Genomic DNA, 15563 nt, shown 5'->3' with positions numbered 1-15563 from the left:
CCCTGTTACAGGGTTTGCCCTCCCTGATCCGTAGGCACAATTCCCTGTTCCCACGAGAAAATTCCCTGTTCCACCTTTTAGGGAATTTGCAACATAAACCTCTGGAAAACATGCAGTTCCGATAGGAGAAATGACGGAACTCAGACCTGTTTCACGAAAATTCCCTGTAAATTGCCGGGTATCAGGGAAATCCCGCCCAAAGCGACCCCGCCAAAATGCGCCACAGAGACTGCGGCCGGAATTGCGCTCTGAGTGTGCGATCTGCTCCGTCTCTGATTGAAAGCGCATGCGCCAACTCGCGGGAATTGCGGCACAATTCCGGGTCAGAAAACACAACTGAAGTGAGACAGGTATGAGTGGCGGGGAGACAGGGATTCGAACCCTGGGGACGCTCTCACGCCCAACGGTTTTCAAGACCGCCGCATTCGACCACTCTGCCACCTCCCCGTCGAAAGCAGGGTCTAAGGCGAAGTTCGCGCAGAGGCAAGTCGAAATCGGGAAATCTTGCCGAAGCCCATGCAGCGGTCTTTCCATGACACTTCAGCCACGTTATGATCCGTACGAAAGACCGCAACAGGCTGGCAAACAGAACCAGCAGATCGGCAGTGGGGTTCGGAAAACGAAACCCCTTCAGGCAAGGGAAAAGCAGATGAAGCGAGCGATCGAGACACGCCCGGGGCCGAAACGGCTGGCGTATCTGGCGTTGACTTTGACGATACTGGCCGGATGCGAAGAAGTTTTGTCAACTTCTGAATCGACTGAAAAACCGGAAGACAATTCGGGAAAAACAGAACTCCTGCCCGAGGTGACTTCCGGCTCTCAGCGTGATGTCGAGGCCCCTGAGGTTTTTCAGACAACCGAAGCAGGGCTTTGGGATGGCCGGCCTTCTCTTGGCGGGATATGGGTTGCGCACCCGGATGCGTTCCAACCTGAGCGTGTCGTGATCAAAAACACGTCCAACAACAAATCGGTGACCGGCGCCCTATTCCGGCGCGAGCGCAACTTACCCGGGCCTGCGCTTCAGGTCTCGTCCGCTGCCGCGAAAGAGCTGGGAATGCTCGCGGGCGCGCCGACAAAAGTCAGTGTCGTCGCACTGCGCCGGGAGAAGCTGGAAGAACCGTCGTCGGAGGATACGCCAGAGGCAGAAGAATCGGCAGCCGAAACCACCGCTGCGGTTGCCGATGGAGCTTCCGACACGCAAGCGTCCGCAGAGCCGGAAAAACCTGTCAAACGGAAGTGGTGGCAGAAAAAGGAACCAGCCGCTGCGGCTGGTACGGCTGCGGTGGCAGCAGGTGCGGCCAGTTCATCCGATGAAACGGCTGAAGACGTCCAGACCGCAAGCGAAGATGCCGAGACTACCACATCAACCGACGATCAGGCCGATGCACCTGCCGAAAAACCTGCAAAGCGGAAATGGTGGCAGAAGAAAGCCCCCGTCGCTGCGGCTGCGGGAACGGCCGTGGCCGCGGCAGACACAGCAACCGAAAGCGCAGAGGTAGCCGCCGAAGCCGCTGCGGCCGTGGCGTCGCCCTCTTTGTCGGATGCAACGGTCACGCCACCTGCCGAAAAACCTGCCAAGCGGAAATGGTGGCAAAAGAAAGACCCCGCCGCGATCACCGAAACACCGCTGGACCCGGTAGAGGGGGCCGCAGCAGCAATTGATGCGTCAGACGCCACGCCTGTTGCAGCAGCCACAACGTCGGCGACATCTTTGAGCAAACCGTATGTTCAGATTGGAACTTTCAGCGTTGAGGCAAACGCCAAGTCAGCAGCCCAAAAGGTGCGTCGCAACGGATTGCCCACAGTTGTTCGGGAACTGAAAACAGCGAATAGTACAGTCTGGCGCGTGCTGGTCGGCCCCGCCACAACCCGGGCCGAGCGCAAAGCCTTTCAAAAGGACGTGAAAGACCTTGGCTTCAAAGATGCGTTCACGGTAACCGACTAATTCAGGGAGGCGTAACATGCTGTCCTCAATACGAACATCTGTTCTGGCTCTCGGGCTTGCCGTTCTGGCGATACCAGCCCAGGCTTTTGATACATCCGCCCGCGCGGCTTACGTGATCGACCAAACCACCGGTACCGTGCTGCTGTCGAAAGAAGCCGACCAACCGTTGCCGCCTGCGTCGATGTCCAAGCTCATGACGCTTTATGTTGCGTTCGAAGCATTGCGGGACGGACGCTTGACGCTGGACGAAACTCTGCCTGTTTCGGAACACGCGATGAGCTATGGCGGCTCTACGATGTTCCTGAATACGCAGGATCGCGTTCGTGTCGAAGATCTGCTGCGCGGCATTATCGTTTTGTCGGGTAATGACGCCTGCGTCGTCATTGCCGAAGCGCTCAGCCCGGATGGCACCGAAGCGGGATTTGCGCGATACATGACCCAGCGGGCCAAGCAGATGGGTATGAACAATTCGAACTTCGCAAATTCGAACGGCTGGCCCGCCGCCGGGCATATGATGTCGGCTCATGATCTGGCCGTTCTTGCGGACCGGCTGATCACCGACTTTCCGGAATACTATCCCCTTTTCGCCGAAGAAGTTTTCGAATTCGATGGCCGCGCGCCCTCGAACGCACGCAACCGCAACCCGTTGCTGCGACTGGATATCGGCGCAGATGGCCTGAAAACCGGCCATACACAAGAAGCGGGCTATGGCCTTGTCGGGTCCGCCAAACAAGGCGACAGGCGCGTGATCTTTGTGCTGACGGGTCTCGACAGCACCGGCCAGCGGGCAGAGGAGGCTGAGGCCGTGGTTAACTGGTCGTTTCGAAATTTTGTCGAGAGGACAGTTGCCACCGCGGAAACGCCGATAGCCGAAGCCAAGCTGTGGATGGGCGAGAAAAAGACCGTGGGGCTTGTTCCCGAAGGTGATCTGAATGTGCTTTTCCCGGTTCTGGGCACCCAGAATGTCGAGGCCGAAGTGGTCTATGAGGGCCCGATCAACGCGCCCGTCAAGAAAGGTCAGCAACTGGCCGAACTGGTGATCAAGCCCGAAGGGTTGCCGGAAATCCGGCGCGCGCTGGTGGCAGCCGATGATGTTGCGATTGGCGGGTTTGTAGTGCGTATGCTGACCGTCGGCGGTATCGTATTGAAGGACGTGATCAACAACCCGCTGGAGTCGATGTGACGAAAGCGGGGTTATTTCTGACCTTCGAAGGCATTGACGGTTCAGGCAAGTCAACACAGGCGCGGATGCTGGCGGAACATCTGCGCGCGCAGGGTCACGAGGTGGTACTGACGCGCGAACCCGGCGGTTCTGCGGGGGCCGAGGAAATTCGCAGCCTGGTTTTGGAGGGCGACCCGGATCGCTGGTCGGCCGAGACCGAGATCCTGCTGTTCACAGCAGCCCGCCGCGACCATCTGGAGCGTACAATCGAGCCCGCGCTGGCGGCAGGGAAGGTGGTGATCTGCGACCGCTTTGCTGACAGCACACGTATGTATCAGGGCTTGTCCCGGGGTGACCTGCGAAATCTGGTGGATCAGTTGCACAGCCTGATGATCGGGCGCGAATCGGACATGACGCTGCTGATCGATATGGACCCTGAAACGGGCCTGGCACGCGCCAAGGGGCGACAAGGCACCGAAGAACGGTTCGAGGATTTTGGCCCGGAATTGCAAAAGAAGATGCGCGCCGGCTTTCTGGCGCTGGCCGATGAGTTCCCCGACAGGTTTCACATCGTGGATGGCAACAGGGACATGGACAGCGTTGCGCAGGATGTGACAGAAATCGTCCAGGCAGCACTGCGGTAGACGATGAACGACGATATCCCTTCTCCGGATCAGGTGCCGGGCGCACCACATCCGCGCGAAACTGTTCGGCTTTTTGGCCAGGATGCGGCTGAACAGGCATTCCTGATCGCCTACACCTCGGACCGTTTGCATCACGGTTGGCTGCTGACAGGGCCACGCGGTGTCGGCAAGGCGACCCTTGCCTGGCGAATTGCAAGGTTTCTGCTTGCCACGCCGCCGGCCGAGGATGGCGGGTTGTTCGGAGCGCCGCCTCCGCCCGAGACGCTCGATATCGATCCCGATCACCCGGTGGCCCATCGCATTCAGGCCGGGGCAGAACCGGGTTTGGCGGCGATAACCCGGTCGCTGAACGATCAGGGACGGCTGCGCAGTGAGATCGTCGTGGATGACATCCGCAAGCTCGGGAAATTTTTTGGCCTGTCCTCTGCGGACGGCGGCCGCCGCGTCGTGATCGTGGATTCAGCAGACGAAATGAACGTCAGCGCCGCCAACGCATTGCTGAAAATGCTGGAAGAGCCGCCTGCCCGCACCACCCTTTTGCTGGTATCGCATCAACCCTCACGCCTGTTGCCAACCATCCGTTCGCGCTGTCGCACGCTGCGCCTCGGTCCGCTGAACGCGCAAGACATGCAAGCCGCCCTGTCACAAACGGAAACCGAAATTCCCGCGCAGACAGAACACCTTGCCGCGCTTGCCGCAGGTTCAGTCGGAGACGCCTTGCGTTTGATCAATCTGGGTGGTCTGGACATCTATGCCGAACTGATCGCCATTCTAGGCACCCTGCCCCGCATGGACCGCCAGCGCGCGCTGGCCCTGGCCGAAGCGGCAGCACAGCGCGGCGCGGCGGACCGGTTCGAACTTTTGCTTACCCTGATCGACATCGCTCTGTCACGGCTGGCCCTGACCGGGGCAACGGGCACGCCCCCCCTTCCGGAAGCCGCCCCCAACGAGGGTGAAACACTGGCGCGTCTGTCAGCATCACCAAATCAAGCCCGTCGCTGGGCCGAGGTCTCCGCAACGATCACAGCTCGAGCGCGACATGGTCAGGCAGTCAACCTTGACCCTGCCGCTCTGGTCCTAGATACGGTGTTCAAGATACAGGAAACTGCCGGTCAGAACAGATGAGCGACACCCCCCAGATTACCGACAGCCATTGCCATCTGGACTTCCCGGATTTCGAAGGCCAGTTGGACGACATCATCGCGCGTGCTGCCCAGGCTGGCGTGACCCGGATGGTGACGATCTGCACCAAACTGCGCAACGAACCCGCCGTCCGTGCGATTGCCGAAGCCCACGCGCCGGTCTTCTATGCCGCCGGCACACACCCGATGAGCGCCGCGGACGAGCCATTGGCCTCGGTCGATGATCTGGTCGCCCTGACACGGCATCCTAAATTCGTCGGTATTGGTGAAACCGGCTTGGACTACCACTATACCGCCGACAGTGCCGAAGTGCAGAAACAGACACTTCGCATCCATATCGAAGCGGCCCAGTGCACCGGGTTGCCCCTGATCATTCACGCCCGCGCAGCTGATGAAGATATGGCCCGCATTCTGGCTGAAGAATATCGCAACGCACCCTATTCCTGCGTGATGCACTGCTTCTCATCGTCTGCTCAATTGGCCAAAGCCGCGCTGGAGCTGGGGTTTTATCTGTCCATGTCCGGCATCGCAGCCTTTCCCAAAAGTCAGGAGTTGCGCGATATCTTCGCAAACGCCCCGGTGGACAAGATTCTGGTGGAAACTGATGCGCCCTATCTGGCCCCGCCGCCCTATCGCGGCAAACGAAACGAGCCGGCCTATACTGTGCACACGGCCCAAAAGGGGGCCGAAATCTTTGGCATGGACTATTCCGCCTTTGCTGACCAGACACAGACGAACTTCGACCGGCTGTTTACCAAAGCGGCATCATACAAGGCCGCTGCATGACCGGCTTCCGATTTACAATTCTGGGCTGCGGGTCCTCTGGCGGCGTGCCGCGGCTGGGCGGTCAGTGGGGCGATTGTGACCCTGCGAACCCCAAGAACATCCGGCGCCGCTGTTCGATGCTGGTCGAACGCGACGGGCCAGATGGGACAACCTCGGTTCTGATCGACACCACGCCGGATATGCGCAGCCAGTTGCTGGACACGGGTACAGGGCGGTTGGACGGGGTCGTCTATACGCACTCTCACGCAGACCATGTGCATGGAATCGATGATTTGCGCATGATCGTGTTCAACATGAAAACCCGCGTTCCCGTTTGGGCGGATGGCGACACCCAGAACGCCTTGTTGGGGCGGTTTGGATACGCGTTCATTCAGCCGGAAGGCTCTCCTTATCCTCCGATACTCGAGCTCAAGTCCATCGACGGTCCATTTGAAATCGACGGCCCCGGCGGCCCGATTCCGTTTCGTCCTTTCAAAGTGAATCACGGTTCGATCGATTCCCTGGGATTCCGCATTGGGCAACTCGCCTATCTTCCGGATGTCGCCGAGATCTACGACGATGCCTGGCCCGAAATGAAAGGGCTGGACTGCCTTGTCATCGATGCCCTGCGCCGTTCACCTCATCCAACGCATACCCATCTGGAAAAGACGCTTGGATGGATCGAAGAACTACAACCGAAGCGCGCGGTTCTGACCAACATGCATATCGATCTCGACTATGCGACCGTCGATGCGGAAACCCCCGACCACATCACCCCCGCCTTCGACGGGATGGTGATCCATCAGTCGCAGTAGGCCGCTGCCCGTCGCCCGCATGATATCGCAGCAGGCCCGTCGCACGGGGGCCACATGCTGCAAAGCCTGATCGACGTCATTCTTCCGGTTTTCCTTGTAATCGGGGCCGGGTATACGGCAACACGCACAGGGTACTTCAAAGAAGCGCATGTCGATGGGCTGATGAAGTTCACCCAAGGCTTTGCGATTCCCTGCCTTTTGTTCCTGGCCATCGCGCATCTGGACCTCAGCGCCAGTTTCGACCCCCGGCTTTTGGCCAGTTTCTATTCCGCTGCCGCCCTGTGTTTCACAGCAGGCCTGTTCGGCGCACGCATCATTTTCGGGCGCGATTGGGAAGATTGCGTTGCCATCGGGTTTTGTTGCCTGTTCTCAAACTCTGTCCTGTTGGGTTTGCCGATAACCGAACGCGCATATGGGCCCGAGAACCTGACCGGCAACTACGCGATCATCGCCTTCCATTCTCCGTTTTGTTACGGCGTCGGGATCACGGTGATGGAGGTCGTGCGAAATCGCGGTCATGGTGGCGTGCGCATGGCACGGTCTGTTTTGTCCGCAATGTTCAAGAACGCGCTGATCCTTGGTATCGCCCTTGGGTTTCTGGTCAACCTGTCCGGCCTGGCGATCCCTGCCGTGGTCGACGAAGCGCTGGCGTTGATCACCCGTGCTGCCCTGCCCGGGGCGTTGTTTGCCTTGGGCGGTGTGCTGGTCAAATACAAGCCCGAGGGCGACCTGCGCACCATTGCTTATGTTTGCTGTATCTCTTTGATGCTGCATCCCAGCCTGGTGTGGGTGTTCGGCAAATCCACGGGCCTGCCGCAGGATCTGTTTCGGTCGGGGGTTTTGAATGCGGCCATGGCTCCGGGTTTCAACGCCTATATCTTCGCCAACATGTATGGTCGTGCAAAACGGGTCGCAGCGTCGGCGGTACTTATCGGAACGGCCTCGTCCATTCTGACCGTCTGGCTATGGCTGACACTTCTGGGCTAACTGAGGTGTTGACTTCAGGTTGATGTGAAACACCTATCGCGCAACGCAGCAGGAGATCCGAATGTCACATGCCATAATTGTCGCTCATGGCCAACCGTCAGACCCGGAACCGGCCGAAGCTGCACTTGCGGCATTCGCCGCCAAGGTCAACGCGCTTACCGAGCATGTAGCGGTACATTCAGCCACTCTGGCTGCGCCGGGTGCGTTGGATGCAAAGCTGGACCGCGCGCCCGAAAACGCGGTCATCTATCCACTATTCATGGCAAAAGGGTGGTTTGTCACCAGCGCGCTACCCAAACGGCTTGGGCACCATCCGGCACGGATTTTGGACCCGCTTGGAATTGACCCGGACCTGCCGGCCCTGACCGCAGAGGCCCTGCGATCGGAATTGTCCGACAAACACTGGGCCGCTCGGTCCACCGATCTGGTCATTGCCGCGCATGGTTCCGGGCGCAGCCGGAACCCGTCGACCGTGGCGTTGCAGTTTGCGAAACAGCTTGCAGAACTGATTGCGTTCAAATCCGTTCGCGTCGGTTTCGTCGAAGAGCCACCTTCCATATCTGACGCTGCGAACGGTACCGAAGGTCAGGCGCTGTGCCTTCCGTTCTTTGCCTGTGCCGGAGGGCATGTGCAGGAAGACGTCCCGCAAGAGCTGGATCGCGCAGGGTTTTCAGGCGTGGTCCTGCCGGTGGTGGGAGAGTTGCCTCCGATCCGGCAACAGATTGCGAAAAAGATAAATGCGGCATTCGGTTCAGCCTGAAGCCCCGATACGTGCCCATCGTGTTTTCAGAACGCATTCAGGTTTGCGCCTTGCTCAACGCTGAATACATGCGATGGCAAGACCGGCCGTCGCGCTTGGCCTGATAAAGGGCCAAATCTGCTGCGTGAAGAATGTCGGCGGCATTGGCGCAGTCGAACTGCGTGGACAAGGCAGTGCCAATACTGGCCGAGATCGAACAACTCTGATTCTGAAAGGTCATCGGTTCATTCAACCTTGATATCAGACGACCAGCAATGCAGGCCAGTGTATCTTCCCGCGTCAGATCATTGAAAACAATGACGAATTCATCCCCCCCGACCCGGGCCACGGTGTCGTTGCTTCGTGTTTCCTGCTGCATGATGCGGGCGGCCTGCTGCAAGACGAAGTCACCCGCCGCATGGCCCAGCTTGTCATTTACAGATTTGAAAAAGTCCAGATCCAGATGCATGAGCGCGAAGGTGGAATTTCCCGAAATCAAATGCTCGAGCAAGTGATCCATTGCCCTGCGGTTCTTCAGTCCGGTCAATGTGTCGGTAAAGGCCTGCTCTTCGGCTGCAAGCATCGCACCCTGTAGCCGAAGGTTGAGAGAGCGGGATGCCTCCATCGCGGCGGATTTGGCTTCGACCAGATACAACAGCTCAATCGCCAGATCCGTGCCCGAGAAATCCGCACTTGTCAGCGCATAGTCCCGCACCGCATCCAAAATCGAGATACCAAATGACAGATTGATGACCGCGCCACCGGAATGCGGCAAAGGAGCGACCAAGCCTTTGAGGGTTGTGCGCGGTTCATCATGAAACCTCAGATGCAGCTTCGCCCCCGCCATTGACATCAGGGCGGGAATGGTGGTGATCGTTCTGGGGCGGATCAGTTCAAACACATCCAGAAATCCCTGCCCCACCAGCGGCAGTTCAGGTCGCAACTTTTGCAGGGTCGGACCTGCTTGCTGAATATGCCCGTTTTGGTCCACCAACAGGAACATCGGGCAAAGCGTTTCCAGCAGACCTGCCAGTTCTTGGGTATCTGTCATCCGTTCCGAGCCCCCAGATCAAAATGCCGCCCCTCAGCAAAAGCGCTTTCAACCAACATGATAGAAATGACGTCACTGCCTTGCCGCTGCCCCTCGTGTGACAGCATCACCAGCGCACCATAGTCATCCGCCATTGCGCGCAGGACCCCAACCATGACATTGGAATACCCTGGCAGGCCCGGAGAGCAACTCAGCTGAAATTCCGTGGCTGACAGCTCTCTCAGTTCCAAGGCCGGCAGGGTCAAATCAGACACGGCCAGCCGCACGCGGTCCGCCAGATCGTCGAGCGAATGAAGAAATTCCACGTAACTGACGCCGCCGAACCTGAGAAGTCGGCGCAGCCCTTCCATATTCGGATGAGACACGAGATACGTTCCCAGGTCCTCAAACACTTCGGCTTGCGGCCGATCGAGGTCGGCGCTCAGCGCCTCCATTACCTTGGACGTCATGTCATCGTCATAGACGAGCATGGCCTCGAACTCGACAAACCCCAGCCGCGCGGCTTCGGTCACGCGCAACCAGCAGGATCGCCCGTAGGTCGCACAGACAAAGGACTGTATCGCCCGATTGATCAGACCATGCATCAGTTGCCCCAGTTTGGTGTCCTGTGCACTGTGGCCGGAAAAACCTTAACAAATAGCCAAAATCCACCCTGAGTTGTAGCTAATTCAACCGAGTATCAGCGCGATACCACCTGTCCGGTCAGAAATCCGTGGGCGCGCCGCCTTCCGCTTTGCGGCGTTCGACAAAAGCGGCCAGCTCCTCGCGAATGCTTTCATCGATCGGGGGGGCTTCAAAGCTCGAGATGATCTCCTTGAACATGTGATGCGCGCGTTCTGCCGTCCAGATACCGCCGGCGACCTCCCATCCTTCATAGTTTTTCCAATCACTCAGGAAGGGTTGATAGAAGGCCGTGGTATAGCGATCCTGCGTATGCTGAATGCCAAAGAAATGACCGTCATTGCCGACTGCCCGGATCGCATCCAGTGCAATCTCGTCCGGCCCTGTGGCGGTCAACTCGGGGTTCATATAGCGTTGAATTTGCTGTAGGATTTCGCAATCCATGATAAACTTTTCCGGGCTGGCGATCAGACCGCCCTCAAGCCAACCGGCTGCGTGGTAGACCATATTGGTGCCCGATTGCACGGCGGCCCAAAGCGAGTTTGAAGTCTCCCACACCGATTGCCCGTCAGGCACATTTGCCGCACAAACACCCGAAGACCGCATGGGCAAACCATAGAACCGCGCCATCTGGCCGGTCATCTGGGTCGAACGCATGTATTCCGGCGTTCCAAAAGCCGGCGCGCCGGATTTCATATCCACATTCGACGTGAATGTACCGATCACACAGGGAATACCGGGGCGCACGTATTGGAACAGCGCAATGGCACACAGCGCCTCGGCCAAGGACTGCGCCACGGCACCCGCCATGGTTACGGGGGCCATCGCACCCGCCAGCGTAAAGGGCGTGACAACAATCGCCTGACCGCGCCGCGCCAGGCGCAGACACCCGTCGATCATCGGGTGATCGTGTTTCAGCGGCGAGGTCGAGTTGATATTGGTATACATCCGCGGCGCGGCTTCGAACTCCTCGTGGCTCAAACCGCCTGCGATGCGCACCATTTCCATGACATCTTCGACGCGTTCCTTGCCCAGCGAATAGGCGTGCATAGCCTTGTCGGTCAGGGTCAGCTTGTCGTACAGCACATCCAGATGGCGCACGCTGGCGTGGATATCGACCGGCTCGACCGGGTATCCGCCGGCGAAATGGATGCAGTTGAAGTATTGCGTCAGCTTCAGAAGGTTCCGGCACATCTCGCGATTGCCCGGCACTTTTTTCCCGATCTCCATGTCCCAGTAATTCGGCGGGGAGGAGACGTTGCCGAACAGGATGTTCTTCCCGCCGATTTCGATCTTGCGATCCGGATTGCGAGGGGTGATCGAAAAACGGCTGGGAGCCTTGGCGATCATCTCCATGACAAAGTCCCGCCCCATGCGGACATTGTCGCCGTCGATGGTGCAACCCGCCTCGCGCAGGATGCCTATTGCCTCTTCGTTGTAGAACTCGATCCCGATCTCTTCGAGGATGCGCATCGCCCCTTCATGGATCGCTTCGATACCGGCCTGATCCAAAGGTTCTGTGGGGCGATCGATATTGACCGGCGGATCCCAGGGCATCTGGTCAATCGCTGCACTGCCCCTGCGCGCAGCTGCCCCTGCGCGCCCTCCTCCGCGGCGCTTGCGTGTCTTGGTCTCGGCCATCGGTGCCTCCTGTTCTTGCTTTCGTCAAGCAAGCCCCGAAGAGACGCCTATGGCCGCTCCGTCTGCGACAGAATATGTCGGTTTTTCATTCCGTTTTGTCGAATCCCGGATTTGAAAATCAAATTTTGGCCAACCATTCGGGAATATGTCCGATATCCGGCAAAATCACATCCGCCATCGGAGCCAAAGCATCGGCCTCGGCCAAACCGGTCAAAACACCGATCGTGGTCATCCCCGCCGCACGCCCGGCCTGCAAGTCATGAAGACTGTCACCCACCATCGCGATACGAGATGGCTCGACCCCGATATGGGCGGCAAAGGCCAGCAACTGGCCCGGTCCCGGCTTGAACCCGTGACCACTGTCATACCCGGCGACGAAATCGAAATGCCCCCTTATTCCGACAGATTCGAGATGCTGCAAAGCGGGATGTTCACTGTCATTCGTCGCAACGCCCAGCTTGATTCCGGCATTTTGCAGACCTTCCAGGAAAGGAACCAATGGCACGGCGGGCACCTGCGGGGCCGAGGCGGCCTCGGAGTTCATCAAATCAATGATCTCCTGCAAGGTCACGCCATCGACATGGGCAATCAGAACTTCTGCGATTTCCTCGACCGTGGCGGCGATTACAATGCTGTCTTCGGTATATTTCCCTTGCTCGAAATCATATCCGATGACACGGCCAAGCTCGGTGGCGCGATCTTCGTCCCAGTTGGACAGGCGCAACAGCATCGAGCGTCCGAACCCTCCCCACGTATTGGCAAAGTCAAACAGCGTGCCATCTTTGTCAAAGATGATCGCATCTATCGGCATCCGGTGCTCCTGCGGAAAATATGGTTATGTCCAGTGTATCTCAGCGCCGCCGGACAATACCGCCCTTGCCTGGGCGGGAAGATCATAGGCGAGTGAATTGGCGTCACAAAACGCCATGACCCACGAATCGTCAAGCACCAGAAAATCAAGAACCGATGCCAGAAACTCGGTATCGCTTGCCCGATCGCGCACATCCTCGATCGATGCGCCCGTAGAGCCCAGAAAAACAGGCAAAAGCTCGTCATTGCTGACCAGCCAGGCCAGGGCCGTCAGCGCAAGAGTTTCGGCGGAATCAGAGGATATCGGCATAAACTTGGGTCAGATCCGGTCTTGGAAAGGGTTTGTTAACCAGAGTCATAAACACTTTGTTCACGCATGCAATCAACGGTGAACAACTATGTCTGTGCAGGGAACCATCCTTGTCCTCGACGGGGTATCGACCAATCGCATCATGCTGAAGGTACAGCTGACGGCGGCCTGGTATCACGTGGTGCAGGGGGAAAAGCTTGAAGGGTTGCCCGCACTCGTGCGGCGTACGCAACCGGATCTGGTTCTGACGGCCCAGACGTTGCCGGACGGAACGGCTGCGGATGTGAAGAAGGCGATCGCGAAGGAACCCGGCCTTGACGACGTTCCGGTCGTGGTGATTGCCGCGCAAAATGACCGGGGCGCCCGGCTGCGGGCGTTGAAGGACGGGCTGGATGATGTTCTGACGCACCCGTTCAAAGACACCTTATTGTTGGCGCGAATTCGCAGTCTTTTGCGTGCTCGTGCGGCCACTCAGGATTTGCAGGTCGGCAACGGATCGCAACCGATTGGCTTCGCAGAGCCGGCCCAACCGATAATCAGACCGTCCAAAGCGGCGCGCGTTGATATTCTGACCCACACGGCCCGAACCGGCGCGCTTTGGCAAAAGGCGCTGGACGATCAACGTCAATTTGATTTGAATTGGCATCTTCAGTCAAACCTGCGGGGTGTTTTGTCCGGCTACGTTCCTGATGCGATCGTTGTTGAACTGGACTCGAGCCCGGCCGGGCTGAATATCCTTGCCGACCTCAGATCACGCGGCGTGACCCGGCACACGGTTTTGATCGGGGTGCTGAAGGACGAAGACGCCGGACAGGCTTCGGAAGCACTGGACCGAGGGGCCGATGCTGTCTGTCTGGGCGGGTTCTGCGCGCAAGAGATCCTGCTGCGGCTTGAAAACCAGATTGCCCGCAAAGCGCGACTGGATCAGATGCGGGTCTCTCTCAAAAGAGGCATCGCGGAATCCTGGATCGACCCGTTGACCGGGCTGCACAATCGCCGCTATGCCATGCGCACGCTGGATCAGATCGCGCGCCAATCCGCCAGAACGGGGCGCAGTTTTGCGATCATGCTGGCCGATCTGGATCACTTCAAGGCAATCAATGATGGCCATGGCCATGCAAGCGGCGATTACGTTTTGGCGCAAGCGGCGGAACGTATGCAAAATGCCTTGGGATCCCGTGGCTTTGTCGCCCGCATCGGAGGGGAAGAGTTCATAATCGGCGTGCCCGATGTATCGCCCAAACAGGCGTTGAACCTGGCCGAAACCGTTTGTGACAGCATCTGTCAGTCCCCGTTCCTGTTACCGGACCATGGGGCACAAGTTGATGTGACGGTCAGTATCGGGTTGAAGTTGTCTCAGGTCGGTTTCGCCCCGCAAGACTGTGCGGCTGAAAGCGTGGAAAACCTGATCAAATCCGCGGACAAAGCGCTTTATGCTGCGAAGAAGGCAGGGCGCAATCAGGTGAGTATCAGGCAAAGTGCCGCCTGATCTGTTCAGTCTCTTTTCTTGTGCCCATGCGGCCCGCGATTGACGACCTCCTGCAATCGGTCTGCATAGGCCTGCCGTTCCTCATCGCTCATGGCGGTCACACGTGCCAACCATTGCGTTTGCAAGGCCTGCTGCAAATCGGCGGTGGCCTGTGCTTGTTGTTGCAACAGAACCTGAACGGCGACCGGGTCGAAGGGCGTTGCGCGCAACGCCTGACTGAGCGCTTCAAAATCCTGAGCACGACCCTTGGATCCCTTTTTGTGCAGGCCCGTCAGCTCGCCCCGCATCGCCTTTCGATCATCCTTGGGTAGGGCCCGGTACAACGCGGGGCCGAAGCCGGGCGGTGATTTGGCATGATCCCCACCTCGCAGGCGCAATACCGTTCCAACAGCGACACCGACAACCAGCAGGTTCAGCGCCAGTGACAGGGCCAGGACGACAGGCACCCACCTGCGTTTGGGCTTGGGATCAGCGTTCATTCCGTGCTCTCCAGAAAACTCGAGTCAAATCCAAGGTCGGCCACGAGGAAGGGTGTCTCCTCTGACGTCAACAGGTTGGCCGGGTCCGGCAGAAAGGCCGGTGCGAAAAACCCGATCCAGACCCCGGCAGCACTTGCGGCGACAAGCCCGCCAAGGCCCTGCCATCCTCCTACATTGCTTATCAACCTGTTCCATATCGAAGGCATCGGCTGCGGTGCAGGCGCAAGACGACTGAGGCGAACAGTTTCAGCATCCGTCTGGATGCGCACGGCAAGATCGTCCGGCAGTGTCGGTCGCTGCCGCTGTGCCTGTGCAAACAAATGATCAAGTTCCAGGTCTTCATCCGCCATTGTCATACCCCAGTTCTTCGCGTCGTCCGGCCAAGATCGCGGTCAGGCTGCGCTTGCCTCTTGCGGTCAGGCTTTCAACTGCTTCTACCGAAATGCCCATTATCCCGGCAATCTCGGGGTTGGGCAGCTCTTCAATATGGCGCAGCACGACCGCTTGTCGCTGCCGCTCGGGCAGCTCTGCCAAAGCCGACTGCAAGGCATCCTTGCGCGCCTCGTCCTGCATGCGGTCAACAACGCTGGCCTTGCCATCTTCGGGCTCGGGAACGTCCGACAACCTGTCGGGTGTCTTCTTCCGCCTGATGTCCACGCACAGGTTCAGCGTCACCCGATACAGCCAGGTCGAAACCTTGGCCTGACCCGACACCCAATTCGGCGCCATCTGCCATAACCGCATCATCGCATCCTGCGTCACGTCTTCCGCCTCGGCCCGATTGCCCAACATGCGCAAAGCAACCGAGTAACAGCGTGGCCCCAAACGATCGGTCAGGATCCGTGCCGCCCCCGCCTCGCCGTCGGCGAATTGCCTCAGCAACGCATCGTCGCTGAGTGTGTTCGCGGCGCAATCCGCGCCGCGAACATCTTGTGGGTGGGAGGTCAGATCCTCCATCCTGCA

The 15563-nt window shown here is 58.7% G+C and carries 17 protein-coding genes and 1 tRNA gene; 9 read left to right on the top strand and 9 right to left on the bottom strand.

Annotated features, from left to right (window positions below; translation table 11 throughout):
• Positions 1–357: 357 nt before the first annotated feature.
• Positions 358–447, bottom strand: a tRNA-Ser gene (locus ACR0A2_RS09265).
• Between the two features lie 202 nt (positions 448–649).
• On the opposite strand from ACR0A2_RS09265, the gene ACR0A2_RS09260 reads away from it, so the two are divergent.
• The 8 genes from ACR0A2_RS09260 to ACR0A2_RS09225 all read left to right on the top strand — a co-directional run bounded on the left by ACR0A2_RS09260 (position 650) and on the right by ACR0A2_RS09225 (position 8220).
• A complete protein-coding gene (locus ACR0A2_RS09260) occupies positions 650–1945 on the top strand; it encodes an SPOR domain-containing protein (protein ID WP_480834820.1) in 1296 nt (431 codons plus the stop codon).
• Between the two features lie 16 nt (positions 1946–1961).
• Complete coding sequence (locus tag ACR0A2_RS09255; RefSeq protein ID WP_480834819.1) at positions 1962–3128, top strand: D-alanyl-D-alanine carboxypeptidase family protein; 1167 nt, start codon at positions 1962–1964, stop codon at positions 3126–3128.
• Entirely contained in the window at positions 3125–3751 is a 627-nt protein-coding gene (gene tmk, locus ACR0A2_RS09250) for a dTMP kinase (protein ID WP_480834818.1), read from the top strand. Before ACR0A2_RS09255 ends, tmk begins: the two co-directional genes overlap by 4 nt.
• Positions 3752–3754: 3 nt before the next feature.
• Positions 3755–4876 carry a DNA polymerase III subunit delta' gene (locus tag ACR0A2_RS09245; protein ID WP_480834817.1) on the top strand — a complete coding sequence of 374 codons (1122 nt, stop codon included), beginning with the start codon at positions 3755–3757 and terminating at the stop codon, positions 4874–4876.
• Positions 4873–5679, top strand: coding sequence for a TatD family hydrolase (locus ACR0A2_RS09240; protein ID WP_480834816.1), 807 nt, complete (start codon positions 4873–4875; stop codon positions 5677–5679). The genes ACR0A2_RS09245 and ACR0A2_RS09240 overlap by 4 nt, the downstream gene beginning before the upstream one ends.
• On the top strand, positions 5676–6473 hold the full coding sequence (locus tag ACR0A2_RS09235) for an MBL fold metallo-hydrolase (protein WP_480834815.1): 798 nt from the start codon (positions 5676–5678) through the stop codon (positions 6471–6473). Before ACR0A2_RS09240 ends, ACR0A2_RS09235 begins: the two co-directional genes overlap by 4 nt.
• Positions 6474–6527: 54 nt before the next feature.
• Positions 6528–7460 carry an AEC family transporter gene (locus ACR0A2_RS09230; protein WP_480834814.1) on the top strand — a complete coding sequence of 311 codons (933 nt, stop codon included), beginning with the start codon at positions 6528–6530 and terminating at the stop codon, positions 7458–7460.
• Between the two features lie 61 nt (positions 7461–7521).
• Positions 7522–8220 (top strand): CbiX/SirB N-terminal domain-containing protein, encoded by a 699-nt coding sequence (locus ACR0A2_RS09225; RefSeq protein WP_480834813.1) that lies wholly within the window; start codon positions 7522–7524, stop codon positions 8218–8220.
• 37 nt (positions 8221–8257) lie between these two features.
• On the opposite strand, the gene ACR0A2_RS09220 is transcribed toward ACR0A2_RS09225, so the two are convergent.
• From ACR0A2_RS09220 to ACR0A2_RS09200, 5 genes are all read right to left on the bottom strand, one after another.
• Positions 8258–9250, bottom strand: coding sequence for a diguanylate cyclase domain-containing protein (locus tag ACR0A2_RS09220; protein ID WP_480834812.1), 993 nt, complete (start codon positions 9248–9250; stop codon positions 8258–8260).
• Positions 9247–9834: a heme NO-binding domain-containing protein gene (locus ACR0A2_RS09215; protein ID WP_480834811.1), complete on the bottom strand. Its 588-nt coding sequence runs from the start codon at positions 9832–9834 to the stop codon at positions 9247–9249. Before ACR0A2_RS09215 ends, ACR0A2_RS09220 begins: the two co-directional genes overlap by 4 nt.
• A 118-nt stretch (positions 9835–9952) precedes the next feature.
• Positions 9953–11512: a trimethylamine methyltransferase family protein gene (locus ACR0A2_RS09210; RefSeq protein ID WP_171205475.1), complete on the bottom strand. Its 1560-nt coding sequence runs from the start codon at positions 11510–11512 to the stop codon at positions 9953–9955.
• Between the two features lie 118 nt (positions 11513–11630).
• A complete protein-coding gene (locus ACR0A2_RS09205; protein ID WP_480834810.1) occupies positions 11631–12323 on the bottom strand; it encodes an HAD family hydrolase in 693 nt (230 codons plus the stop codon).
• A 24-nt stretch (positions 12324–12347) separates the two neighbouring features.
• The gene (locus ACR0A2_RS09200; RefSeq protein WP_152458565.1) at positions 12348–12632 is read right to left on the bottom strand and encodes a DUF3572 domain-containing protein; all 285 of its coding nucleotides are present in this window, start codon (positions 12630–12632) and stop codon (positions 12348–12350) included.
• 88 nt (positions 12633–12720) lie between these two features.
• Between ACR0A2_RS09200 and ACR0A2_RS09195 the strand changes: the two genes are divergently transcribed.
• Positions 12721–14121: a diguanylate cyclase gene (locus tag ACR0A2_RS09195; protein WP_480834809.1), complete on the top strand. Its 1401-nt coding sequence runs from the start codon at positions 12721–12723 to the stop codon at positions 14119–14121.
• A 5-nt stretch (positions 14122–14126) separates the two neighbouring features.
• Here ACR0A2_RS09195 and ACR0A2_RS09190 read toward each other — a convergent pair whose 3' ends face one another.
• The 3 genes from ACR0A2_RS09190 to ACR0A2_RS09180 are packed head-to-tail and all read right to left on the bottom strand — an operon-like array spanning position 14127 to position 15557.
• Positions 14127–14600, bottom strand: a complete 474-nt coding sequence (locus tag ACR0A2_RS09190) for a periplasmic heavy metal sensor (protein WP_480834808.1) — start codon at positions 14598–14600, stop codon at positions 14127–14129.
• Entirely contained in the window at positions 14597–14950 is a 354-nt protein-coding gene (locus ACR0A2_RS09185; RefSeq protein ID WP_480445643.1) for a hypothetical protein, read from the bottom strand. The genes ACR0A2_RS09190 and ACR0A2_RS09185 overlap by 4 nt, the downstream gene beginning before the upstream one ends.
• The gene (locus ACR0A2_RS09180) at positions 14940–15557 is read right to left on the bottom strand and encodes an RNA polymerase sigma factor (protein ID WP_152458569.1); all 618 of its coding nucleotides are present in this window, start codon (positions 15555–15557) and stop codon (positions 14940–14942) included. The genes ACR0A2_RS09185 and ACR0A2_RS09180 overlap by 11 nt, the downstream gene beginning before the upstream one ends.
• Between the last annotated feature and the right edge of the window lie 6 nt (positions 15558–15563).

The organism is Ruegeria sp. H8, assembly GCF_056532905.1.
Note: the sequence above shows the minus strand (reverse complement) of the source record. Positions and strands in the feature narration are given on the sequence as shown.

Coding starts and splice junctions, on each gene's coding strand:
- ACR0A2_RS09260 (WP_480834820.1), top strand. CDS start 650: ATGAAGCGAGCGATCGAGACACGCCCGGGGCCGAAACGGCTGGCGTAT.
- ACR0A2_RS09255 (WP_480834819.1), top strand. CDS start 1,962: ATGCTGTCCTCAATACGAACATCTGTTCTGGCTCTCGGGCTTGCCGTT.
- ACR0A2_RS09245 (WP_480834817.1), top strand. CDS start 3,755: ATGAACGACGATATCCCTTCTCCGGATCAGGTGCCGGGCGCACCACAT.
- ACR0A2_RS09240 (WP_480834816.1), top strand. CDS start 4,873: ATGAGCGACACCCCCCAGATTACCGACAGCCATTGCCATCTGGACTTC.
- ACR0A2_RS09235 (WP_480834815.1), top strand. CDS start 5,676: ATGACCGGCTTCCGATTTACAATTCTGGGCTGCGGGTCCTCTGGCGGC.
- ACR0A2_RS09230 (WP_480834814.1), top strand. CDS start 6,528: ATGCTGCAAAGCCTGATCGACGTCATTCTTCCGGTTTTCCTTGTAATC.
- ACR0A2_RS09225 (WP_480834813.1), top strand. CDS start 7,522: ATGTCACATGCCATAATTGTCGCTCATGGCCAACCGTCAGACCCGGAA.
- ACR0A2_RS09220 (WP_480834812.1), bottom strand. CDS start 9,250: ATGACAGATACCCAAGAACTGGCAGGTCTGCTGGAAACGCTTTGCCCG.
- ACR0A2_RS09215 (WP_480834811.1), bottom strand. CDS start 9,834: ATGCATGGTCTGATCAATCGGGCGATACAGTCCTTTGTCTGTGCGACC.
- ACR0A2_RS09210 (WP_171205475.1), bottom strand. CDS start 11,512: ATGGCCGAGACCAAGACACGCAAGCGCCGCGGAGGAGGGCGCGCAGGG.
- ACR0A2_RS09205 (WP_480834810.1), bottom strand. CDS start 12,323: ATGCCGATAGATGCGATCATCTTTGACAAAGATGGCACGCTGTTTGAC.
- ACR0A2_RS09200 (WP_152458565.1), bottom strand. CDS start 12,632: ATGCCGATATCCTCTGATTCCGCCGAAACTCTTGCGCTGACGGCCCTG.
- ACR0A2_RS09195 (WP_480834809.1), top strand. CDS start 12,721: ATGTCTGTGCAGGGAACCATCCTTGTCCTCGACGGGGTATCGACCAAT.
- ACR0A2_RS09190 (WP_480834808.1), bottom strand. CDS start 14,600: ATGAACGCTGATCCCAAGCCCAAACGCAGGTGGGTGCCTGTCGTCCTG.
- ACR0A2_RS09185 (WP_480445643.1), bottom strand. CDS start 14,950: ATGGCGGATGAAGACCTGGAACTTGATCATTTGTTTGCACAGGCACAG.
- ACR0A2_RS09180 (WP_152458569.1), bottom strand. CDS start 15,557: ATGGAGGATCTGACCTCCCACCCACAAGATGTTCGCGGCGCGGATTGC.